The sequence below is a fragment of the Robertmurraya korlensis genome, from assembly GCF_023715225.1.
Classification (GTDB): Bacteria; Bacillota; Bacilli; order Bacillales; family Cytobacillaceae; genus Robertmurraya_A.
This window is the reverse complement of the sequence record NZ_JAMBNS010000003.1, coordinates 321,469-343,322: the sequence shown is the minus strand read 5'-3', so window position 1 is coordinate 343,322 and position 21,854 is coordinate 321,469. Positions and strand designations below refer to the sequence as shown.

Genomic DNA, 21,854 nt, shown 5'->3' with positions numbered 1-21,854 from the left:
CGTTGCTTGGCGAATTTTATTACGGTAAAAAATATTCGTATTGGCGTGGGAACACCGAAAATTTGTGTGCCAATGACAGGGAGAACAGTGGCAGACCTTTTAGCGGAGGCAGAGCTTATTCATTTAAATAAGAATGTGGTCGATATGGTTGAATGGCGGGTAGACTTTTTCAATGGTAGTGAAGACCTTAGTAAGGTGATGACTGTACTTTCAACAATCCAACAGCGTTTGGAAGAGCTTCCTCTTGTTTTTACATTTCGAAGCCTAGAAGAGGGTGGGGAAAAGGAAATTCATACTTCTTATTACTTCGAATTGAATGAAGCGGCAGCGAAGTCAGGTAAGGTCGATTTAGTAGACATTGAGCTACGCCATCGAGATGAGGATATTAATGAGATTCTCTCCATCATTCATGAGAATGGTCGATTTGGGATCCTTTCTAGCCATAATTTTGCCTCTACACCTTCTAAGGATAAAATGGTGGAAATTCTTGAACGTGGTAAGAAGCTAGGAGGCGATATTCCAAAAATAGCAGTAATGCCGACCTCTGCTAGAGATGTGCTAGCACTGTTGGAAGCTACTGTTGAGATGCAAGAAAATCATCCAGAAACTCCGATTATCACAATGTCTATGGCAGGGCAAGGAGCCATTAGTCGCCTATCTGGTGAAGTGTTTGGATCCAGCGTTACATTCGGAGCGTTAAAGAAGGCATCCGCACCAGGACAAGTAGAAGTAACTGATCTCAAACGAACACTAGAAGTCATTCATCATAGCTTACAAAAGTAACGAGCCAATTTTATTGGTTCGTTTTTTTATTAATTGACATAAATATCTGTCTCCATTATGATAATCGAGTAGATAGTTAAATAGTTGAACTATTAAATAATGAAACTATTTTTAGAGGTGATAGGGTGCCAGATCAGCGTATTGAAGAAGTTGTGAATAAATATATTTCTCTATCTTTTTCCGTTAATAAGATAGGGGAAGCACTTGTTAAGGAGCAGCTTGATTGTGACCTAACAAGTGAGCAGCATTATATGTTGCGCTACATCTATCAAAATCATTCTTGCACATCGTCAGAGCTTGCGGACGTTTTTTCTGTAAAAAAGAGTGCGATCACTGCTATTATTACTCGATTATGGACGAAGGGCTTAATAAAGAGAACGAGAGATGAAAATGATCGTCGAGTGGTGTACTTAACGTTAACGGATCATGGCAACGAGCTTTATTTAGAAACGGAAGCTAGAATCCATAAACTGGTGGAGTCAATTATCACGAAATTCGATCAGAACGAAATAGAAATGTTTATCAAGTCATACGAGAAATTGCATGACGTACTTTTAGAAACAAAGAAGAATCAACTGGAGGATTAGCTCATGTATGCGATTATAAAAAATAAGTGGTTAGTGTTAGTGGCGTGGATTGCTCTAATTGTTGGACTGTTTATGCTGGCTCCTAACATGGCCGATCTTGTTCGTGAGAAGGGACAAATTGATGTTCCGGAAGGATATTCCTCTTCACTAGCCTCTGACATTATGGAAAACGTCCAAGAACAGGAAGGCGGAGGAGATGATACGCAGGTCGCCCTCGTTTTTCATAGTGAGGAAAAATTAACGGATAAAGAAATACAAGAGGCTGAAAAGGCGATTCGAGCACTTGAAAACAAAAAAGAAGAGCTTGGGATTACAGACATTCTTACTCATTTTAATGAAGAGGTTCTAGAAGAACAGCTTGTCTCAAAGGATGGAAAAGCGATTCTTACATCACTTACCATTGAGTGGAAGGACCGTGAACCGAAAGAATTAAGTGAAGCCCTTTATGAAACGATCGAGGACGTGAAGGTCGACCACGATTACACGAGTAACTGGTTAATTAATGAAGACTTGATGACAAGCTCTCAAGAAGGATTGAAAAAGACAGAAGGAATAACAGTTGTTTTCATCTTAGTGGTTTTGTTACTCGTTTTCCGTTCGGTGGTAGCACCGGTCATCCCATTGTTAACGGTTGGATTCTCCTACTTAGCTGCTCAATCGATTGTTTCAATTTTAGTAGATAGATTGGATTTTCCAGTTTCGAGTTATACACAAATCTTCCTTGTAGCAATATTGTTTGGGATTGGAACGGACTATTGTATCCTTTTACTTAGCCGTTATAAAGAAGAACTTACACATTACGAAAACCGTGCAGATGCGATAGTAGCAACGTATCAAAATGCCGGACGTACGGTATTTTTCAGTGGATTAGCCGTAATGATCGGTTTTGCCGCAATCGGGTTTTCAAAATTTGTGCTTTACCAATCAGCAGCAGCTGTTGCGGTTGGAGTAGGGCTTTTGTTAATTGCCTTATTTACGATTGTTCCGTTTTTTATGGCAGCCCTTGGCGGAAAAATTTTCTGGCCATCAAAGAGTACCGCAGAGCATGGTGAAAGCAAATTCTGGGGTGTAGTTGGTCAATTTTCTCTAAAGCGCCCAGTGATTGCGCTTCTTATTGTAGCAGCCGTTTGTGTTCCGTTCTTAGTCACATACGATGGCAAGCTATCTTATAATTCTCTTGAAGAAATAAGTGGAGATGTCCATTCTATTCGTGCCTTTAATGCCATTGCCGATAGCTTTGGGCCAGGTGAATCAATGCCGACACAAATCATTTTAAAAAATGACGAAGCAATGGATTCAATGGAATATATTAATTTAGTGGAAGAAATCAGTAAACAGTTAGCGCGTGTACCACTGGTAGACACCGTTCGTTCGGTGACACGACCAACGGGTGAACCAATTGAAGACTTTTTAATCGCGAAGCAAGCCGACACGTTACAAGAAGGACTTGGAGAAGGAAAAGAAGGTCTCGATCAAATTAGCTCAGGTCTAAAGGAAGCAAGTACTGGTCTTGAAAGTTCGGCTCCACAACTTGAACAAGCAACTGCTGGGATCGGTGAGCTCGTAACGGGAACATCGCAGGTTCAGTCAGGATTAACCGAAATTCAAACAAACTTAGCAAAAATTGAAGATGGTATTCGTCAAGGAGCAGCAGGTTCAGCTCAAATCAAGACCGAGCTTGGAAAAGTAAAATCTGGTGCAGAGCAGTTGCTAGCAGAGTACAAAAAGCTTGCTGGTGCTTATGGACAAATGGGAGCTGGCTTAAACGAGCTTTCTGCCGCTCTTGCTTCTACTGATCAGTATTTTGCCGCTTTAGAATCGAGTTATCCTGCGTTACAAATGGATGAATCTTATCAAAGATTAAAGGGAACGGTTCAAACGGTTCAGCCACAATTAGCTGGAGTAGCTAGTGGCATGGCTGAGGCTAATGCTGGATTTGCAGTCATTAATGAAAACCAACAAAAAATCGTTTCTGGTTTAGAGCAGTTTATCGTTGGAATTGATAAGCAGCTTGCCGGTCTCAATCAGCTTGCAGACGGTCAAGGGAAAATTGTTGATAATATGCCAAAGCTAACTTCTGGATTAGCTGGAATTCGTGACGGTCAACAGCAGCTTGCAGCTGGTTTTGGTGAATTAGGCGGTCAATTAGGTCAACTAACAGATGGTTTGAACAAAAGTGTGGATGGCTTAAATCAAATCTCAAATGGATTAGGCTCGGCTCAAGACTATATTAAAGGTCTTTCTGAAAACGATAATGGTGCATTCTATCTACCACCTGAGGTTCTTGAAAGTGAAGATTTTGTCCAGGTGCTAGACACTTATATGTCTGAAGATCGAAAAGTTATGACGATTGATGTGATTCTTGAAGCAAATCCTTACTCCAATGAGGCCATCCATCAAGTAGATAAACTAAATGAAGCGGTAAAGAGTGCCACCGCGAATACAAAGCTTGAAAATGCCGTGGTTGCCGTTGGAGGAGTGACAAGAACCAACGCTGACCTTGATGCCATTTCAGGAGAAGATTACTCTCGTACGGTTGTGCTAATGTTAGTAGGGATAACCATCATCTTAGTCATTCTTTTCCGTTCAATGATCATGCCAGCGTATATCATTGCATCGTTGATTTTAACGTTCTACACATCTATGGGAATTAATGAAGCGATCTTTGTTAACCTCCTAGGCTATACAGGAATTAGCTGGGCCGTACCATTCTTCGGCTTTGTAATCTTAATCGCACTTGGAGTCGACTATAGTATCTTCTTAATGGACCGATTTAATGAATATAAGGACCTATCGATTCGTGAAGCAATGCTTGAATCAATGAAAAAAATGGGTACGGTTATCATATCAGCAGCTGTCATTTTAGGTGGAACCTTTGCTGCGATGATGCCTTCAGGAATGCTATCCTTACTACAAATCGCATCCATCGTATTAGTAGGATTATTCCTATACGCCCTTGTGATTCTTCCATTATTCATCCCAGTCATGGTAAGAACCTTCGGAAAAGCCAACTGGTGGCCGTTCTTACGGGAAAAGTAGGATAGATTGTGAGACTCCGCCATGGTTGGCGGGGTTTTTAGTTGGAAATAAAACAACGGATAAGAAAGAAGAGTGGAAAGATACTATACAGGAGGTGAGTGAATTGCAAAATAAAGAAAATGAAGTTGCTGCCATTAATGATGCCAATATTGAGCTAGCCGAAAGACTTGAGGATAGTGAGGTTCATTCTTCAAGTCCAGGTGATACGGAAGCGACGAAAGCGAATTTAGAAATTGATAAGGCCTTCTCCCATGATCAAACGGCCGATCCACTTCCTACTTATGTTATGTATGAAACACCGGCCATTAAGATTAACCCAAAAAGATAGGTGCTGAAGCAAGCTTCAGCACCTTTTTTAATTCATTAATCAAGATCAGTCTTATCGTTTTGATCCTTATTATTTCGCTTGTTTCCTTTGCTATTGTCTCCACTTCCATGTAAGACGCCATGGTTTTCTGGAGAATTTTGGTTCTTGCTGCCTTTATTATACTTTTTAGTCATGTTATGAGCTCCTTTCAAAATTACCTTCGATGATAGTTTGGCTCACAACGGGTTCCTTCAATCATGAAAAAGAAAAAGACCTCCACTACTGGGAGGTCAAAGAAAAAGGGGGAATTACACTTGTACTAATATCATCACCAATGTGTTACCATTTTATACATGTATAGGAAAAAATTTATATAAAAAAGTAGCTTCAGTAATTGGAAGCTACTTTAGTAGATTATTCACGCTATAAATTTTTCCGTTTTCAACCTCTTCAGTAAGAAGCAAGTCAATGAGTGCATCGGCAACAACCTTTGTGCTTCTTAGCATCCCATTTTCTTTATAAGCAATAAATTTATTCACCTCTTGGAAGGAATGTTCCGTTGAAGAGCGTATAACACCTTGCATATCGGTATCCATAATTCCTGGACTATAACCAATAATCGTTGCATGGCCTGAATGGTTTTGTTCTACTGCCACGGTTTTGGTAAACATATTTAATGCTGCCTTTGTGCTACAGTACACACTCCAACCATGAACAGGCCTTTCGGCAGCACCCGATGTAACATTAACAATGGTTAGCTTCGTTCCGTTTGCCTTTTGTAAGAAAAGGTTTGTCGCGATCATCGGAGCAGCAACATTGAGTTGAAGGGACATTTCAATTGCCTCATGATCTAAACTCCCCACTGTGTCAATCGGTTCAACCACACCTGCGTTATTAACGAGTAAAACTTCATTATCTGTACTAGAACAAATGGTCTCGACAACTGTAGAAAAGGCATGTTTGGCATCCCTGCTATTCGTCAAATCACACGTTATATGCTTATAAAATAATCCATTTTCTAAAGCAAGCTGTTTTAGTGCAGGATTTTCATTTCTGGAAATAGAAATGAGCCCAAAATGTTCCTGCAGAACTCTTTCGGCAATCGATGCACCAAGTCCTTTGGAAGCCCCAGTGACAACTGCATACTTCATCACAACACGTCCTCTCATCATATGAGATATTTTACCATACGAGATTAAAAATTATCACATCATAAGTCTTTTTCCGATTGCTGAAATTTGAGGAGCTGATCTTCAATCAAAATATAAATCGAGGTAATAATGCCCGCTACAAGCCAAGAGATTGTGATTAAGTCGTAGCCTAAAATGAGATACAATAAAAAGGATGAAATAAAAGTGAAAAATAAATAGTGGTGAGGGAGAACATGCAATTTATCCATTTACCTTCTCTGCCTTCCAATAGTATTCACTAAAGATCTCCGCAAATGCCTCAATCGTGTTATACAGCTCAGTTAAGTCATTATCCACTCCGCCAAACTCAACGAGAATCGATCCTGTTGATAAATCTTGATTATAGACTCCGTTTCCTTCTGTTAGTCCTTTTGCTAGAACACCGCGACTTAAGTTCGGATATTTTTCATCAATCATTTCATTTAATTCGGTTGCCACTTTTAAATTCTGTTCGTAATTTTTATTTGCCTTTCCGACAACAAAGAAGAGTCTTGCGTAAGATTTTCCATTAATGACCTCTGTTGTTTTTTCTTTTCGAAGTGCATCACGGTGAATATCGATAACATAATCAATAGCATCATTTCCTCCAAGCGCCTCTTGGACGAGTTTACGGGAGAGATCGTAGGAATGATCAGTTGTAAGATTATTTTCTTTTAATAGGTTAGGCATGCTTGTAGTATCATGAAGAACACTAATGCCATTCGTATTTAGTTCTTCAGTAAGCTTTTTCCCAACAGCAATGATATTTGCTGATTCATTGTTACTCGTAGCCTCTTCCGGTTCTTTAGCATTTTTCAATAATGGTAAAAATGACTCCCAGCTATGAGTATGATAGATAAATACACTTTTTTTTCCTGCCACCACTGGGGTGTTTCCACCTTCAGCCTCTTTAAGCATTTCCTTTGCTATTTCTCTTTCTTGTAAGAGTATTTCTACCGGTGGAGCGGATTCGATCGGTAGGTTAGTGAAATTCGTACCGCTACCGGCAACTACGATATTTGTATCAAACACGGAATATCCAGGGAGTTCTCTTCCTAGAAATGTTCTTGTATCCTCCGGTTGAATATTTGTTGCCAGCTTTAGAGCGAGCTTTGATAAGGACGAAACAGTGAAGCTCGCTTTTTCATTATATATATGGTGGTTCTCCGATTTTACAAAATAAACAAGCCATTCATGTGTGTCAATATTCGAAATCCACTTTTTGACGGTTTCAGAAGTAAAGGCATTTGTGTAGGTTGTTGCGATTCCTACAAGTAAGAATGTAGCTATCATGATAGCCACCCAGCCTTGTAAAAAGGTCCATATTGATAGCTTTGAAGACTTCATGTCAACACCTCCATAGCTACTATATGAGCCTATCCACTTTTTCAGAAGAAAAAAAGGAAACAAGCATCGCACGAAAAGAGGAAACCATGTTTTTCACTATTGGAAATATCAATGTCTCACTTTATTCACATTTATACAGTACATTAGTTACAGGACTGGTATGTAATCATTCCCAAACAGGAAAGAAGAGTTGTGCTTTACTAGAATTAAAAATATAATGGAGTATTGAATACCATGTTTTCAGATGGGAGTATTACTATGTCTTCAAATCAACAGCCTTCGTCTAAAATAGACTTTCATTTAATATTTATCTTAATGCTTCTGTTTTTATCGAGCTGTATTGCGATTTACAGCGCGCAATCGACAGGACAATATGATTCAAACTTTTTATTAAAACAGATCATCTGGTATGGAATTGGAATAGGGATTATTGTGGCAGTCATAACACTTGACTCGGACCAGCTTAAAAAGCTCTCCTGGTATGCGTACGGATTTGGTGTCTTCTTATTGGCATTTCTAATTATTGCGCCAACTGGTATTGCACCTGTTATTAATGGGGCTAAGAGTTGGTATAAAGTTCCATTTATGGGATCGTTTCAGCCAGCTGAACTCACGAAGGTCTTTATTATCCTCGCACTTGCAAGGGCAATAGGAGATCATCATGAGAAATACCGAATCAAAACGATTCAAACGGATTTTATCCTATTAGGAAAAATCGTTCTTATTACGATGGTACCTTTACTGCTCGTCATGCAACAACCGGATTTAGGAACATCTCTAGTGATGATTGCGATTATGATAGGGATGATTTTTATATCGGGGGTATCATGGAAGATTCTTCTCCCGATCTTTTCATCAGGAATCACTTTGATCGGAGTCATTTTCTACTTAGTACTATGGAAACCTGAAATACTAGAAAAGTATCTCGGAGTTAAGGAGTATCAGTTTGGGAGAATCTATTCCTGGATTGATCCTTACAATTATCAAAGTTCTACCGGCTTTCAGCTGACCCGTTCCTTGCTTGCTATTGGTTCAGGAGAAACGACAGGAAAGGGTTACGGTACGAGAGAAGTATACTTGCCAGAAAGTCATACAGATTTTATCTTTAGTATTGTGGGCGAAGAATTTGGTTTTGTCGGAGCTAGCGTTATTATTAGTTTGTTTTTCTTACTGATCTACCATATTACAAAGGTTGGTATGGAAACGAAAAATGAGTTTTATACGTATATTTGTGTCGGGATTATTAGTATGATTACCTTCCACGTGTTTCAAAATATCGGAATGACGATTGGTCTTTTACCAATCACGGGAATTCCGCTTCCATTCATTAGTTATGGGGGAAGTTCCATCATGGGGAATTTCCTTGCAATTAGCTTAATCTTCTCGATTCGCTATCACCATAAAAAGTATATGTTTTCAAGTGATGATTAAAAACCCTCGCCGATATGGCGAGGGTTTTTTAGGGGAGTACTCCTTGTTATATTGAGGGGGTAATAACAGGAGCTAGTCATATATATCAAATTTAAGAAGTTAACTTATTTTAAGAAATACTTTTCGATATCATCAAGCATCAGGTTCGCTGCGACAACTCCGCCAGCTGTATTCCAGATGGCATCATCAATTTTATAAACATTACCTTGCTTAGCAACCTCAAGGTTTTTAAATAGTGGATCTTCAATCCATTCCTTCTCTACTTGAGTAGCGGCTCCGTCACCTGTTTCATAAGTGAAATAGAATAGAATGTCTCCATCCATCAATGGAATCTGTTCTTTTGTTGCACCTTTGATCGCGAATTCATTCACATCTTGACTTTCAGGACGAGCAAAACCTAATTGATCTAATACCACACCAGAGAAAGAGTCCTTTTGATATATACGAACATCAGCCGCTAAGAAACGAACGATAGATACTTTTTTCTGAAGCTGGTCACCAAGCTCTGTTTTTAAGTCAGCAACACGAGTATCGTAATCAGAAATCACTTTGTTTCCTTCATCTACTTTATTTAACGCTTTTGCGTAAAGCTCAAAGTTTTCCTTCCAGTCTCCACGTAATGTTTCAGAGAATACGGTAGGAGCAATGGCACTTAATTGATCGTAAATGGATTCTTGACGCATTTTATTTCCAATAATTAAATCCGGTTGTAAAGCAGCAATGGCTTCAAGATTTACTTGTGTATCTGTTTCAAATCCAACTACTTGAACATCCTTCATATCATCAGCAATATGCTCGTACCAAGGATCTCCATTTGCTGTCCAAGATTGTACCGCTCCAACAGGAGTTACTCCTAATGCTAATAAGGCTTCAGTTCCTTCATTTGTTAAAATAACAACCTTTTTAGGTGTATCAGCAATAGTAGTTGTCCCCATTGCGTGCTCAACAGTATAGCTTGTATTTTCTGCCTTCGCATCCTCTTTTTTGCTATCTGTGGATGCTTCTTCGTTGCTTCCGCATGCTGCTAGAAGACTAAGAATTAAGATGGTTAACATAGTGAAAGAAAATTTAATAAGTTTCATAAGTTCCTCCTACAATGAATGTATGTAATTGTTAATGATAATCATTTTCACTTACGGGTATTATCATAAAATGAATTGGAAGGGGTGTCAATAGGCAATTGAGATTTATTTTCATTTAGATAATAAAATAATAGGGAATTACCTAATGAAAATGATTCTCAAAATCATTGACAGTGTGTATGGCATCCAATAGACTGAATCTTGTAAGCAGTAACAATATGTAGAAAAGGATAAGAAGGATGCTGTTAAAAAATAATTTTCAAAGAATAGTTGGACTCATTTTTATCGTTTTATTATTTCTCTATTTAATAGGTGCAAGCATTGTATATGGGTATACCGATACATCGTGGAAAATGGCATGGGAAGCATTTCAAAACAATAATGGATCAAACGAGCATTTAGTAATTGAAACAGTGCGATTACCAAGAGCATTAATTGCAGCTGCAGTAGGTACTAGCCTCGCCATCGCAGGTGCTTTGATGCAAACATTAACAAAGAATCCATTGGCATCACCTAGCATTTTTGGCATAAACGCTGGGGCAGGTTTTGCTGTGGTTATCGCTGTATCACTTTTTCAAATTAGTCATTTACAAGCCTTTGCGTGGATTGCATTTCTTGGTGCAGCTGTTGCGGCTATCAGCGTCTATTTCATCGGTTCCCTCGGACGAGAAGGACTCACTCCGATGAAGTTAACATTGGCTGGTGCAGCGATTGCTGCGATGTTCTCCTCCTTTACACAAGGTTTTCTTGTATTAAGTGAAGTCGCACTAGAACAGGTATTGTTTTGGTTAGCTGGTTCTATTCAAGGGAGAAAGCTCGAAATTCTTGTTTCTGTTATCCCTTACCTTGTCGTTGGATGGATAGGTGCGTTACTTCTCTCCTCCAAGCTTAACGTTTTATCCATGGGAGAAGATGTGGCTAAAGCACTTGGCATTCGTACGGGTTTATTAAAAATTGGAATCGGTGTAATTGTCATTTTATTAGCAGGTGGGTCGGTAGCAGTGGCGGGTCCTGTCGGCTTTATTGGAATTGTGATTCCGCATATTACAAGAAGTATGGTCGGAATTGATCATAAATGGGTTATTCCCTATTCCGCATTTTTAGGAGCCATTCTATTGCTTTTGGCTGATATTCTTGCAAGGTATGTCATTATGCCTGAGGAAGTACCAGTCGGCGTGATGACAGCGATCATTGGGACTCCTTTCTTTATCTATATTGCTAGAAGGGGGTTTAACGCAAAGTGAAGCAATATCAAAATCTTCGATGGTTTCAAGGGAAAGTGTCTATATTAATAGATAGAAAAGCAAGCTTTGTCATGCTTTGCTTGCTGATCGTAACAATGTCTATTTTCATTATTAGTACGGGTTTAGGTGATATGAAAATAAACCCTGTCACGGTGGTCTCGGTCTTCTTTGGTGGGGGTACGGAAATGGAAAAGCTCGTGGTTCAATCCTTTCGTCTGCCAAGAATCATTGTCGCTTTAGTCGTAGGAATGTCACTGGCTGTGGCTGGGGGAATTTTACAGGGGATGATTAGAAATCCATTAGCGTCACCAGATGTTCTTGGAATTACTGGCGGAGCATCAACAGCCGTTGTACTATTTTTGGCCATCTTTAGTAATGAAAGCAATGCATTAACGGTTAGCATTCAATGGATGCCGCTTGCAGCTTTTATTGGATCAGCTGTTGCGGGTTTACTCGTCTATATCTTTGCATGGAAAAACGGAGTATCCCCGGTTCGGCTTGTATTAATAGGGATCGGTTTATCAGCCCTTTTCCAAGCATTAACTACAATGATGATGCTCCTTGGCCCAATTTACCGGGCAAGCCAAGCAAATATTTGGATTACAGGAACGGTCCATGGCTCAACTTGGAGCAATGTGTTTACGATTGTTCCGTGGGCATGCACGCTCATGTTTTTGGCCTTTTTTATGGCTAGAAAAGTGAATGTGCTAGGATTAGGAGATGATGTAGCCACAAGTGTAGGGACTTCTGTGCAAAAACTAAGATTCGTGCTGTTGCTCATAAGTACAGCTTTAATAGGAAGTTCTGTTGCTTTTGCCGGAGGGATTGGTTTTGTTGGTCTCATGGCACCACATATGGCTCGGCGCCTAGTGGGCTCAGTATATGGGGCGTTACTACCGGTCTCCGCTTTGATCGGTGCCATTTTGGTCATGGTCGCCGATTTGATTGGCCGAACGATGTTCTCTCCATTAGAAATTCCAGCAGGCGTATTTACAGCAGGTATCGGTGCACCGTACTTTATTTATCTTCTTTTTAAAACAAGAAATGCATAAGGTCAGGGAAGGAGTACGAATAAGGATGAAAAAAGCTATTGAAACGAAACAATTAACACTTTCATATGGTGACTCCATCATTATAGATGAATTAAATTTAACAATTCCAAAAGGCGAAATTACTGTATTTATCGGTGGAAATGGATGCGGAAAATCAACTCTTCTACGGTCAATCGCTCGGCTATTAAAGCCAAAAAGCGGAGAAATCGTTTTAAATGGAAAAGAAATTGCCAAGATGTCCTCAAAAGATGTGGCAAAGCAAATGGCTGTGTTGCCTCAGGGGCCAGTTGCTCCTGAGGGTTTGACGGTTCTTCAGCTGGTGAAACAAGGGCGCTATCCCTACCAAACATGGCTGAAGCAATGGTCTAGTGAGGATGAAGAAAAGGTCTATGAAGCGCTTGAAGCAACCGGTTTGCTCGATTTGAAGGAACGGTCAGTAGACTCTCTTTCAGGAGGTCAACGTCAGAGAGCATGGATTGCGATGACATTAGCACAGGATACAGACTTTATTCTTTTGGACGAACCAACCACCTATTTAGATATGACACATCAAATAGAAATACTAGATTTATTATTTGAGCTGAATGAGAGGGAAAATCGGACGATCGTGATGGTGCTTCATGACTTAAATTTAGCGTGTCGTTATGCACATAATATCGTTGCAGTAAAGGATAAGAAAATAGCAGCTATGGGGAAACCCGAGGATGTAGTGACAAGAGGTCTTGTGAAAAGGGTATTCGACATGGATTGCGAAATCTCCATTGACCCCTTATTCGGAACGCCGCTTTGCATCCCATATGGAAAGGGAAGAACGGTATTTAGACAGGCAGGAGCAGTCAATGGATAAATTTTTTTCAGAAACAGAATTAAGTCAACTGAAGAATTACCGATTTACATTGGAAAAGGTTCATCAGGAATCTGATTTATCGATTACGTTAAGTGAGCTTCTTCAAAAAGATCAGCTTCGAACCTTTATCAGTCGGGCTTCCGAGCATATTGGTTCGCCGAATGTAAAAGTGACAGCGTCCATGTTTATTAAAAGATACGCTTTTCTATCAGCTATTTATTTGTATGCGATGACCGCTTTTAACAAACGATTTCATATACAGCTCGAGCATATGCATCTTCAAACAGACGAACAAGATCCACTCTGGCTGCCTACGTTCTTTTTCTCAGAGTGGAGAATCAGTGAACCAACAGGTGATAGAGACCAATGGAGATATGAAGCCATTGCTGACTTTTTCTCCAATATCGTTACTCCTATTGTGGAGAGTGTGAAGACGGAGTCCAAGCAATCCAAACTCGTATTATGGGAAAATATTGCGATTTATATTTTTTGGCTGTATGAATCCGTGTTGTCTGAACATGAAGATGAAGAGGTTCGTGGCCGTGCAGTGGAAGACCTACACTTCATTGCTCAACAAGCACCTGGCTCATTGTTTGGGAGTTATCACGAAAATCCCATAAAAAAGCATTTTCATGTAAAACGTTATATTCCTGAGCTTGGAGAAGAAGTTCGTGTACGAACCACGTGTTGCTTCTTTTATGCTTTAACAGGAACATCGGACCGTTGTAAAATTTGTCCACAAACTTGTAATCGACCAAAAAGGTACATAAGAACGGAGGGAACTCGTGAGCAATAACTTAGATGAAAAGATCAATGGACTATTAACTAAATATACCGAGTTGCTACTAGGTGAGGCAGATGCTGATCATGTGGAAAAAGTGAAGGCGTGGATCCTGTACTCTCACATGAGCAAATCAATGCCAGCTCTTGTTAAGCATTGGAACGACACGTATCCTGATGCTAAGAATGAGATTAAGGAAACAATTAATGAAATCAAAGAATTAAATGAAGCGCACAGACAAGCGAAGGAATAAAGCCGAGTCCAAATGGGTTCGGTTTTTTCATGGTCCGATCTTGTTCGATTCCTTTCCATCATCGTAGGAAATGACGATCGGAAATGGTAAAATGACAGGTAGAAACGCTTAGCTTTTCCTTTTCATATAGCTATAGTAAACGCTTGCAGGAGGGATAACACAATGGAACAATTGATGAGAGATTTCTTTTTATTCCTTTCTAAAAACAAAGCATTAACTAGACTAGCAAAGCGATATGGATTAAGATTCGGTGCATCACGGTTTGTTGCTGGTGAAACAATTGAACTCGCAACACGTGTTATTCAAGACCTCAATAAAAATGGTCTACTTGTTACAATCGATTATTTAGGGGAATTTGTCGACAATGAGAAAGAAGCAAATGAAATGGCTGACAACTCCATTCTTGCGATAGAAGCTATAGGGCGGGAAAAACTCCAATCACAATTATCATTAAAAATGACGTCGATGGGATTAGATATTTCTGATGACGTTGTTCTTCACAATATGAGAAGAATACTAGAAGCAGCAAAAAAGAACGATGTGTTCGTAACGATAGATATGGAAAACTACTCTCGTGCACAGAAAACAATCGATATTTTTAAGATATTAAAAAGTGAATATGACCATGTTGGTACAGTCATCCAGGCCTATTTATATCGAACGGAAAAGGATATTGCAGAACTGAACCACTATCATCCGAACCTACGCTTAGTAAAGGGAGCTTATAAAGAATCCCCGGAGGTAGCCTTTCCAGTAAAAAAAGACGTGGATGAAAATTTCAAAAAGATTATTAAGATGCATATGCTAAACGGAAATTACACGGCTGTTGCCACCCACGATGATGCGATTATTGAATACACCAAGCATTTAGCCAAAACCAATGCCATAAGCACTGACCAATTTGAATTCCAGATGCTCTACGGCATCCGACCGGAACGGCAAGTTGAACTTGTTGAAGAAGGGTATAAAATGAGAGTATACGTCCCGTATGGAACCGACTGGTACGGCTACTTCATGCGCCGTCTAGCCGAACGCCCAGCAAATGTAGCCTTCGTACTAAAGGGTATGTTTAAAAAATAAGTAAGGAACTACCCATTCGTTTGAGTGGGTAGTTTTTTATGTCCTTCGAAGGATGAAGGGAGTTAAGAACTTTAAATTGAACAATATTTTGCAGCTATTTAAAGGGGGCAACGTCCTTCAACAGGTGAATGAAGAACGTTAGAAAGGCTTGGAAAGGGGGTAACGTCTTTCAACAGGTGAATGAAGAACGTTAGGAAGGCTTGGAGAGGGGGCAACGTCCTTCAACAGGTGAATGAAGAACGTTAGGAATGCTTGGAAAGGGGGCAACGTCCTTCAACAGGTGAATGAAGAACGTTAGGAAGGCTTGGAGAGGGGGCAACGTCCTTCAACAGGTGAATGAAGAACGTTAGGAAGGCATGGAAAGGGGGCAACGTCCTTCAACAGGTGAATGAAGAACGTTAGGAAGGCTTGGAAAGGGGGCAACGTCTTTCAACAGGTGAATGAAGAACGTTAGGAAGGCTTGGAAAGGGGGCAACGTCCTTCAACTACGACCCCAACAAAAAAACGTACCCGACACCATATCGAGTGCGGGTACACTTATCATTATTTTTTATACTGGTTGTTCTGGCTGTTTCGTTTTCCACCACCATCATTTTCAACAGTTGGGCCAGCATCACCCTTTACGCTAGCGGCACTTACGCCAGCCTTTGATGGATTTTTCTTTATCTTTGCCATGTGTACACCCCCAAACTTTTTCCCTCGTGTATAACATATCCACAATCATAGGATTCTATTGACCGCATAAAATAATGTAAATTTCAAAAAATTTTCAAATTTCAACGACAAAGGATTGCGTAATATTTTTAAATATCTTATGATAAAAGTAACCAAAAATGAATGAGTATTCATTCAAACTAATGAATCCACTCAAAAAAAGCTAAAGGGGGAGACAAAAGTTGATCCAACAAATTAAAAAGGCTGCCGTTTTAGGCTCGGGGGTAATGGGGTCTGGTATAGCCGCACACCTTGCCAATATCGGGATTCCAACATTGCTATTAGATATTGTTCCGCGCGAACTAACTGAAGACGAGAAGAAAAAGGGGTTAACACTAGAAGATAAAGCAGTCAGAAATCGTATCAGCCAAACAGCAGTACAAAAGCTGTTAAAGCAAAAACCTGCACCATTAACCTCAAAAAACAATTTAACCCTCATCGAAGCAGGAAACTTTGAAGATGATCTATCAAGACTTAGTGAAGTTGACTGGATAATTGAAGTAGTTGTCGAAAACTTAGCCATTAAGCAGCAGATTTTCAAGAAGGTTGATCAATATCGAAAGCCTGGTAGCTTTGTAAGCTCAAATACATCTGGTATTTCTGTAGAGGCAATGGTAGAAGGCCGCTCTGAAGACTTCCAACAGCATTTCCTTGGTACTCACTTTTTTAATCCACCTAGATACTTAAAGCTTTTAGAAATCATTCCAACTCAGCATACTTCACCCGATGTACTTCATTTTATGAAGCAGTACGGTGAAGATATTCTCGGAAAAGGTGTGGTTATCGCTAAGGACACGCCAAATTTTATTGCTAACCGAATTGGTACGTACGGTCTGTTAGTGACAGTAAGGGAAATGTTAAAAGGTGGATACAGTGTTGGAGAAGTGGATTCTGTAACAGGACCGCTAATCGGACGACCGAAGAGTGCAACCTTCCGTACATTGGATGTAGTTGGACTAGATACTTTTGCGCACGTAGCAAAAAACGTATATGACCAAGTAAATGGTGCAGAGAAAGAAGTATTTGAGGTACCTGCCTTTATGAATCAAATGCTTGAAAAAGGGTGGCTTGGAAGCAAATCTGGTCAAGGGTTCTTCCTGAAAAAAGGGAAAGAAATACTTGAATTAGATCCGGCCACTCTTGAATACGTAGAACGAAAAAAATTAAAAACCTCCTCTATTGAAATGAGTAAACAGGAAAAGGGCTTAGTAAATAAAATGAAAGCGCTTGTATATGCAAACGATCGTGCAGGAGAACTACTATGGAATATTTTTAGTCCAGTACTTGTGTATTCTGCGGATTTACTCGGTACGATTGCCGATGATATCGTCGCGATTGATCGTGCCATGAAATGGGGCTTTGGTTGGGAGCAAGGTCCATTTGAAGTATGGGATGCTATTGGACTAGAAAAATCAATTGCCAAAATGGAGAAAGACGGTCTGGCCGTTCCAAGCTGGATAAAGGAAATGCTAGCAAATGGCCATACCAGCTTTTATAAGGAAGAAGAGAACGGTGATCTTTTCTTCTATACCAATGGTGAATACAGGCTTGTCGAAGAAAACCAAAAGGTTATTAACCTGAAAAAAATCAAAAAACAGCGTGGCGTGATTAAGAAAAATAGTGGTGCAAGCTTGATTGATCTTGGAGATGGAGTGGCCCTTCTAGAATTCCACTCACAAAGTAATGCCATTGGGCTTGATATTGTGCAAATGATTAATTTTGCTGTTGATGAAGTGGAAAAGAATTTCAAGGGCTTAGTGATTGGGAATCAAGGGAAGAACTTCTGCGTCGGTGCAAATCTTGCCATGATTCTAATGGAAGCACAAGATGATAATATTTTTGAAATTGATATGGTTGTTCGTCACTTCCAGCAAGCGATGATGAAAATTAAGTACAGTACAAAGCCGGTTGTTGCCGCACCATTTGCGATGACCCTTGGTGGTGGAGCAGAGGTTTGCCTACCGACTGCACATATTCAAGCGACTATGGAAACGTATATGGGACTCGTGGAAGTCGGGGTAGGTCTTATCCCTGGTGGTGGCGGAAACAAAGAGCTATACATGAAATTCTTAAATAGCATGCCAAACGGAGTTCCATTTGACCTTCAAAATGTGGCGAATAAAGTGTTTGAAACGATTGCGATGGCAAAGGTGTCCACATCGGGAGAGGAAGCGCGTGAAAACAACTTCTTGAATAAAGCAGATGCTGTCAGTGTAAACGGAGACCACCAGCTTTATGATGCGAAGCAGGCTGTTCTAGCACTTTATGACAAAGGGTATAAGCCACCCGTTCGAAAGAAAATTCCAGTCGTAGGTGAAACGGGTTATGCCACCTTACTTTTAGGAGCACAAACGATGCATTACTCGGGATATATTTCAGAGCATGATTTAAAAATTGCAAAGAAACTAGCTTATGTGATAGCAGGCGGAAAAGTGCCTTTCGGAACAGAAGTCGATGAACAATACTTGCTTGACCTAGAAAAAGAGGCATTCTTGAGCTTAACTGCAGAGCCAAAATCGCAAGCAAGAATGCAGCATATGCTTCTAAAAGGAAAGCCGTTGCGAAACTAATAGATTAATAGAGTGATAGTAGCATAAATAGGAAGCGAGGGAACGTGATGAGAGAAGCGGTTATCGTTGCTGGAGCACGAACTCCAGTCGGAAAATCAAAAAAAGGGTCGCTTGCCAGTGTTAGACCTGATGATCTCGGTGCACTGGTTGTAAAAGAAACCTTAAAGCGGGTAGGAAATTACGATGGAAATATTGATGACTTAATTATTGGATGTGCTATGCCTGAAGCAGAGCAAGGGTTAAATATGGCGCGGAATATTGGGGCACTTGCTGGGCTTCCTGATACAGTCCCTGCAATCACCATCAATCGTTATTGTTCATCAGGGCTTCAATCGATTGCCTATGCGGCAGAAAAGATCATGATTGGTCATGCCGACACCATCATTGCGGGTGGAGCAGAATCCATGAGCTTAGTACCAATGATGGGTCATGTAGTAAGACCCAATGTCAAACTCGCTGAAACAGCTCCTCAGTACTATATGGGGATGGGGCATACAGCAGAAGAGGTAGCAAAGAAATTTGGAATTTCTCGTGAAGATCAGGATGCTTTTGCGGTTAGAAGTCATCAAAAAGCAGCGAAAGCTCTTCAAGAAGGAAAGTTTGTTGATGAAATTGTACCAGTAGACGTTATTCTTCGCTCGGTTGGAAAAGAAAATAAACTAATCGAAAAACCATTCGTTTTTAGTCAAGACGAGGGGGTTCGTCCTGAGTCAACCGTAGAAACATTGGCGAAGCTTCGTCCAGCCTTTTCGGTAACAGGAACCGTTACAGCAGGGAATTCCTCGCAAACAAGTGATGGAGCCGCAGCCGTCATGGTAATGGATCGTGAAAAAGCAGAGGCTAGTGGACTCACGCCACTTGTCAAATTCCGGTCATTCGCTGTTGGAGGTGTGCCACCTGAAATTATGGGGATCGGCCCAGTTGTAGCCATTCCAAAAGCACTAAAGCTTGCTGGATTAGAGTTATCGGATATCGGATTATTTGAACTAAATGAAGCCTTCGCTTCTCAATCGATTCAAGTCATTCGTGAGCTAGGAATTGATGAGGAAAAGGTAAATGTGAACGGTGGAGCGATTGCACTAGGTCATCCACTTGGCTGTACCGGAGCTAAGCTAACCCTTTCTTTAATTCATGAAATGAAGCGACGTAATCAACAATTTGGGGTTGTTACGATGTGTATCGGTGGCGGAATGGGTGCTGCCGGAGTGTTCGAACTTTTATGATAGAACGGAGGAAAAAAGATGACTAATCAAACAGATAAATTAATTAAAGGTGGAAGCTTTCTAATCGAAGATGTTTCCTATGATCGAGTCTTTACTCCAGAGGATTATACAGATGAGCAAAAAATGATCGCAAAAATGACAGAGGACTTTGTTACCAATGAAGTTCTCCCACAAGTGGAGCATATTGAAAATCACGAATTTGAACGTTCGGTAAAACTTTTAAAAGAAGCTGGTGAACTCGGTCTTCTAGGCGCTGACGTTCCGGAAGAGTATGGTGGCTTGGCTCTAGATAAAATCAGTTCTGCACTAATTGCAGAAAAAATGTCTCGTGCAGGTGGTTTTTCCATTTCACACGGTGCACATGTTGGAATCGGGTCGCTACCAATCGTATTGTTTGGGAACGAAGAACAAAAGCAAAAATACTTACCTACACTAGCGACGGGTGAAAAGCTGGCTGCCTATGCATTAACAGAACCAGGCTCGGGTTCAGATGCATTAGGGGCAAGAACCACGGCTGTTTTAAATGCAGAAGGAACCCACTATGTGCTTAACGGAGAAAAGCAATGGATTACAAATGCTGGCTTTGCCGATGTATTTGTTGTTTATGCAAAAATTGATGGCGAACATTTCTCTGCTTTTATCGTAGAAAGAGAGTTTTCGGGCGTGTCTGTTGGTCCAGAAGAAAAGAAGATGGGTATTAAGAGTTCCTCCACTCGTACATTGATTTTAGAAGATGCTCAAGTACCGGTAGAAAACCTTTTAGGAGAGTATGGCAAAGGCCATATTATCGCCTTTAACATTTTAAATATTGGTCGTTATAAGCTTGGGGTAGGTGCAGTCGGTGGTTCTAAGGCGGCGTTTGAAATTACGACGAAGTACACGAACCAACGTCAACAATTTAAAACAAAGCTATCTCAATTCAATTTAACAAAAGAAAAACTAGCCACCATGGCTTCCAGAATTTATGCAGCAGAAAGCTCTGTCTACCGTACAGTTGGACTTTTCGAAGAACGCATGAGTAAGCTATCGGACGAAGAAGTGAAGAATGGGAAAGCGGTAGCGGCATCAATTGCTGAATATGCAATTGAGTGTTCATTAAATAAGTTTTTCGCGACGGAAGTGTTGGATTATGTAGCGGATGAAGGCGTACAGCTTCACGGTGGCTACGGCTTTATGAGTGAGTATGAAATTGAACGAGTGTACCGCGATTCTAGAATTAACCGAATTTTTGAGGGCACAAACGAAATCAATCGACTATTAGTGCCAGGTACTTATTTGAGAAAAGCATTTAAAGGGGAACTTCCTTTATTCCAGAAAGCACAGGCCCTTCAAGAGGAGCTAATGATGCTTATGCCAGAAGAGCCAGGGGATGCCCCGTTAGCTCAAGAAAAGTATTTAGTGAAAAATGCAAAGAAAATCGGACTTCTTGCAGCAGGCCTAGCAGCGCAAAAGTTTGGTAAAGCACTTGAGCGTGAGCAGGAGATCTTAGTGAACATCGCCGATATCGTATCTAATGCTTATGCGATGGAATCAGTGGTTCTACGAACAGAAAAAGCAATCGCTAAGGACGGAGAAGAAAAGAGCAAGCAAAAGCTTTTATACACACAAATCTTCTGTCAGGAAGCGTTCAATGAAATTGAGCAGCATGCAAAGGAAACACTTGTTGCAACAGAAACAGGTGATGCACTGCGCATGATGATTTCCGCCCTACGTAAATTTATAAGACACACTCCAATTAACGTTATTGCGAAAAAGCGAGAAGCATCCGAAAAACTAATCGAAGCAGAAAAATTTGTTCTATAACTACAAAATCCCCCCCCCTTTAAATAGATGAAGGGGGGATTTGTTCGTAAAGTAGAAAATCCACGGAAATTTCGTAGTCAAAGTTATGAATTTGTACCTAATTATGTTAATATGCAATTGAAAGTGTAAAAGGATGGTGGTAACATGGCATTGACCTTCTATTGGTATCCGAAATGTGGAACCTGTCGAAACGCGAAAAAATGGCTGGATTCTCACAATATTGAGTATCAAGAGGTACATATCGTAGAGCAGCCTCCTTCAAAAGCGGAACTTCAATCCTACTATAAAGCAAGTGGACTTGAGCTGAAAAAATTCTTCAACACGAGCGGACAAAAATACCGCGAGCTCGGTGTAAAAGATAAAATCGCAACATCTTCAGAGGACGAGCTTCTTGAGCTTCTTTCCTCGGATGGAATGTTAATCAAGCGCCCATTGCTAACAGATGGAGAGAAAGTAACGCTTGGCTTTAAGGAAGCAGACTATGAAAAAGTATGGCTTACAAAGTAACCAACAATTAATACATAATATGGAGGGGTTTTATC

At 40.4% G+C, this 21,854-nt stretch carries 20 protein-coding genes; 15 read left to right on the top strand and 5 right to left on the bottom strand.

Annotated features, from left to right (window positions below):
- Window positions 1-6: 6 nt before the first annotated feature.
- From aroD to M3175_RS08310, 4 genes are all read left to right on the top strand, one after another.
- Entirely contained in the window at window positions 7-783 is a 777-nt protein-coding gene (gene aroD, locus M3175_RS08325) for a type I 3-dehydroquinate dehydratase (RefSeq protein WP_251517512.1), read from the top strand.
- Between the two features lie 125 nt (window positions 784-908).
- On the top strand, window positions 909-1,370 hold the full coding sequence (locus M3175_RS08320) for a MarR family winged helix-turn-helix transcriptional regulator (protein ID WP_251517508.1): 462 nt from the start codon (window positions 909-911) through the stop codon (window positions 1,368-1,370).
- Between the two features lie 3 nt (window positions 1,371-1,373).
- Window positions 1,374-4,409, top strand: a complete 3,036-nt coding sequence (locus M3175_RS08315) for an MMPL family transporter (RefSeq protein ID WP_251517504.1) — start codon at window positions 1,374-1,376, stop codon at window positions 4,407-4,409.
- 103 nt (window positions 4,410-4,512) lie between these two features.
- Window positions 4,513-4,737: a hypothetical protein gene (locus tag M3175_RS08310; protein ID WP_251517501.1), complete on the top strand. Its 225-nt coding sequence runs from the start codon at window positions 4,513-4,515 to the stop codon at window positions 4,735-4,737.
- 35 nt (window positions 4,738-4,772) lie between these two features.
- On the opposite strand, the gene M3175_RS08305 is transcribed toward M3175_RS08310, so the two are convergent.
- The 3 genes from M3175_RS08305 to spoIIP form a co-directional block, all read right to left on the bottom strand.
- The gene (locus M3175_RS08305) at window positions 4,773-4,910 is read right to left on the bottom strand and encodes a hypothetical protein (protein WP_251517496.1); all 138 of its coding nucleotides are present in this window, start codon (window positions 4,908-4,910) and stop codon (window positions 4,773-4,775) included.
- Window positions 4,911-5,117: 207 nt separating this feature from the next.
- On the bottom strand, window positions 5,118-5,888 hold the full coding sequence (locus tag M3175_RS08300; RefSeq protein ID WP_251517493.1) for a (S)-benzoin forming benzil reductase: 771 nt from the start codon (window positions 5,886-5,888) through the stop codon (window positions 5,118-5,120).
- A 219-nt stretch (window positions 5,889-6,107) separates the two neighbouring features.
- The gene (spoIIP, locus tag M3175_RS08295) at window positions 6,108-7,232 is read right to left on the bottom strand and encodes a stage II sporulation protein P (protein WP_251517490.1); all 1,125 of its coding nucleotides are present in this window, start codon (window positions 7,230-7,232) and stop codon (window positions 6,108-6,110) included.
- Between the two features lie 258 nt (window positions 7,233-7,490).
- On the opposite strand from spoIIP, the gene M3175_RS08290 reads away from it, so the two are divergent.
- On the top strand, window positions 7,491-8,663 hold the full coding sequence (locus M3175_RS08290; RefSeq protein ID WP_251517487.1) for an FtsW/RodA/SpoVE family cell cycle protein: 1,173 nt from the start codon (window positions 7,491-7,493) through the stop codon (window positions 8,661-8,663).
- Between the two features lie 104 nt (window positions 8,664-8,767).
- Here the strand turns inward: M3175_RS08290 and M3175_RS08285 are convergent, their stop codons facing one another.
- Window positions 8,768-9,745: an ABC transporter substrate-binding protein gene (locus tag M3175_RS08285; protein ID WP_251517484.1), complete on the bottom strand. Its 978-nt coding sequence runs from the start codon at window positions 9,743-9,745 to the stop codon at window positions 8,768-8,770.
- Between the two features lie 239 nt (window positions 9,746-9,984).
- Between M3175_RS08285 and M3175_RS08280 the strand changes: the two genes are divergently transcribed.
- The 6 genes from M3175_RS08280 (at window position 9,985) to M3175_RS08255 (ending at window position 15,002) form a co-directional block, all read left to right on the top strand.
- Window positions 9,985-10,989 carry a FecCD family ABC transporter permease gene (locus tag M3175_RS08280; RefSeq protein WP_251517481.1) on the top strand — a complete coding sequence of 335 codons (1,005 nt, stop codon included), beginning with the start codon at window positions 9,985-9,987 and terminating at the stop codon, window positions 10,987-10,989.
- Complete coding sequence (locus M3175_RS08275) at window positions 10,986-12,041, top strand: FecCD family ABC transporter permease (protein ID WP_251517478.1); 1,056 nt, start codon at window positions 10,986-10,988, stop codon at window positions 12,039-12,041. Before M3175_RS08280 ends, M3175_RS08275 begins: the two co-directional genes overlap by 4 nt.
- Before the next feature lie 25 nt (window positions 12,042-12,066).
- Window positions 12,067-12,888 (top strand): ABC transporter ATP-binding protein, encoded by an 822-nt coding sequence (locus M3175_RS08270; RefSeq protein WP_251517474.1) that lies wholly within the window; start codon window positions 12,067-12,069, stop codon window positions 12,886-12,888.
- A complete protein-coding gene (locus tag M3175_RS08265; RefSeq protein WP_251517470.1) occupies window positions 12,881-13,684 on the top strand; it encodes an IucA/IucC family C-terminal-domain containing protein in 804 nt (267 codons plus the stop codon). Before M3175_RS08270 ends, M3175_RS08265 begins: the two co-directional genes overlap by 8 nt.
- The gene (locus tag M3175_RS08260) at window positions 13,674-13,922 is read left to right on the top strand and encodes a YusU family protein (RefSeq protein ID WP_251517466.1); all 249 of its coding nucleotides are present in this window, start codon (window positions 13,674-13,676) and stop codon (window positions 13,920-13,922) included. The genes M3175_RS08265 and M3175_RS08260 overlap by 11 nt, the downstream gene beginning before the upstream one ends.
- Before the next feature lie 162 nt (window positions 13,923-14,084).
- Window positions 14,085-15,002, top strand: coding sequence for a proline dehydrogenase family protein (locus M3175_RS08255; RefSeq protein ID WP_251517462.1), 918 nt, complete (start codon window positions 14,085-14,087; stop codon window positions 15,000-15,002).
- A gap of 543 nt (window positions 15,003-15,545) precedes the next feature.
- Here the strand turns inward: M3175_RS08255 and M3175_RS08250 are convergent.
- Window positions 15,546-15,677: a YuzL family protein gene (locus M3175_RS08250; RefSeq protein ID WP_251517458.1), complete on the bottom strand. Its 132-nt coding sequence runs from the start codon at window positions 15,675-15,677 to the stop codon at window positions 15,546-15,548.
- A 224-nt stretch (window positions 15,678-15,901) separates the two neighbouring features.
- On the opposite strand from M3175_RS08250, the gene M3175_RS08245 reads away from it, so the two are divergent.
- The 4 genes from M3175_RS08245 to M3175_RS08230 all read left to right on the top strand — a co-directional run bounded on the left by M3175_RS08245 (window position 15,902) and on the right by M3175_RS08230 (window position 21,819).
- Window positions 15,902-18,286 (top strand): 3-hydroxyacyl-CoA dehydrogenase/enoyl-CoA hydratase family protein, encoded by a 2,385-nt coding sequence (locus M3175_RS08245; RefSeq protein ID WP_251517710.1) that lies wholly within the window; start codon window positions 15,902-15,904, stop codon window positions 18,284-18,286.
- A gap of 47 nt (window positions 18,287-18,333) precedes the next feature.
- A complete protein-coding gene (locus tag M3175_RS08240; protein ID WP_251517705.1) occupies window positions 18,334-19,509 on the top strand; it encodes an acetyl-CoA C-acetyltransferase in 1,176 nt (391 codons plus the stop codon).
- An 18-nt stretch (window positions 19,510-19,527) separates the two neighbouring features.
- Entirely contained in the window at window positions 19,528-21,312 is a 1,785-nt protein-coding gene (locus M3175_RS08235) for an acyl-CoA dehydrogenase FadE (RefSeq protein WP_251517455.1), read from the top strand.
- 144 nt (window positions 21,313-21,456) lie between these two features.
- Window positions 21,457-21,819, top strand: a complete 363-nt coding sequence (locus M3175_RS08230) for an arsenate reductase family protein (RefSeq protein WP_251517452.1) — start codon at window positions 21,457-21,459, stop codon at window positions 21,817-21,819.
- Window positions 21,820-21,854: the final 35 nt, after the last annotated feature.

What these genes read in the sequence shown, in the direction of transcription:
- M3175_RS08315 (WP_251517504.1), top strand. Translation starts at nt 1,374, where the DNA reads ATGTATGCGATTATAAAAAATAAGTGGTTAGTGTTAGTGGCGTGGATT.
- M3175_RS08305 (WP_251517496.1), bottom strand. Translation starts at nt 4,910, where the DNA reads ATGACTAAAAAGTATAATAAAGGCAGCAAGAACCAAAATTCTCCAGAA.
- M3175_RS08300 (WP_251517493.1), bottom strand. Translation starts at nt 5,888, where the DNA reads ATGATGAGAGGACGTGTTGTGATGAAGTATGCAGTTGTCACTGGGGCT.
- spoIIP (WP_251517490.1), bottom strand. Translation starts at nt 7,232, where the DNA reads ATGAAGTCTTCAAAGCTATCAATATGGACCTTTTTACAAGGCTGGGTG.
- M3175_RS08290 (WP_251517487.1), top strand. Translation starts at nt 7,491, where the DNA reads ATGTCTTCAAATCAACAGCCTTCGTCTAAAATAGACTTTCATTTAATA.
- M3175_RS08285 (WP_251517484.1), bottom strand. Translation starts at nt 9,745, where the DNA reads ATGAAACTTATTAAATTTTCTTTCACTATGTTAACCATCTTAATTCTT.
- M3175_RS08280 (WP_251517481.1), top strand. Translation starts at nt 9,985, where the DNA reads ATGCTGTTAAAAAATAATTTTCAAAGAATAGTTGGACTCATTTTTATC.
- M3175_RS08270 (WP_251517474.1), top strand. Translation starts at nt 12,067, where the DNA reads ATGAAAAAAGCTATTGAAACGAAACAATTAACACTTTCATATGGTGAC.
- M3175_RS08265 (WP_251517470.1), top strand. Translation starts at nt 12,881, where the DNA reads ATGGATAAATTTTTTTCAGAAACAGAATTAAGTCAACTGAAGAATTAC.
- M3175_RS08255 (WP_251517462.1), top strand. Translation starts at nt 14,085, where the DNA reads ATGGAACAATTGATGAGAGATTTCTTTTTATTCCTTTCTAAAAACAAA.
- M3175_RS08250 (WP_251517458.1), bottom strand. Translation starts at nt 15,677, where the DNA reads ATGGCAAAGATAAAGAAAAATCCATCAAAGGCTGGCGTAAGTGCCGCT.
- M3175_RS08240 (WP_251517705.1), top strand. Translation starts at nt 18,334, where the DNA reads ATGAGAGAAGCGGTTATCGTTGCTGGAGCACGAACTCCAGTCGGAAAA.
- M3175_RS08235 (WP_251517455.1), top strand. Translation starts at nt 19,528, where the DNA reads ATGACTAATCAAACAGATAAATTAATTAAAGGTGGAAGCTTTCTAATC.
- M3175_RS08230 (WP_251517452.1), top strand. Translation starts at nt 21,457, where the DNA reads ATGGCATTGACCTTCTATTGGTATCCGAAATGTGGAACCTGTCGAAAC.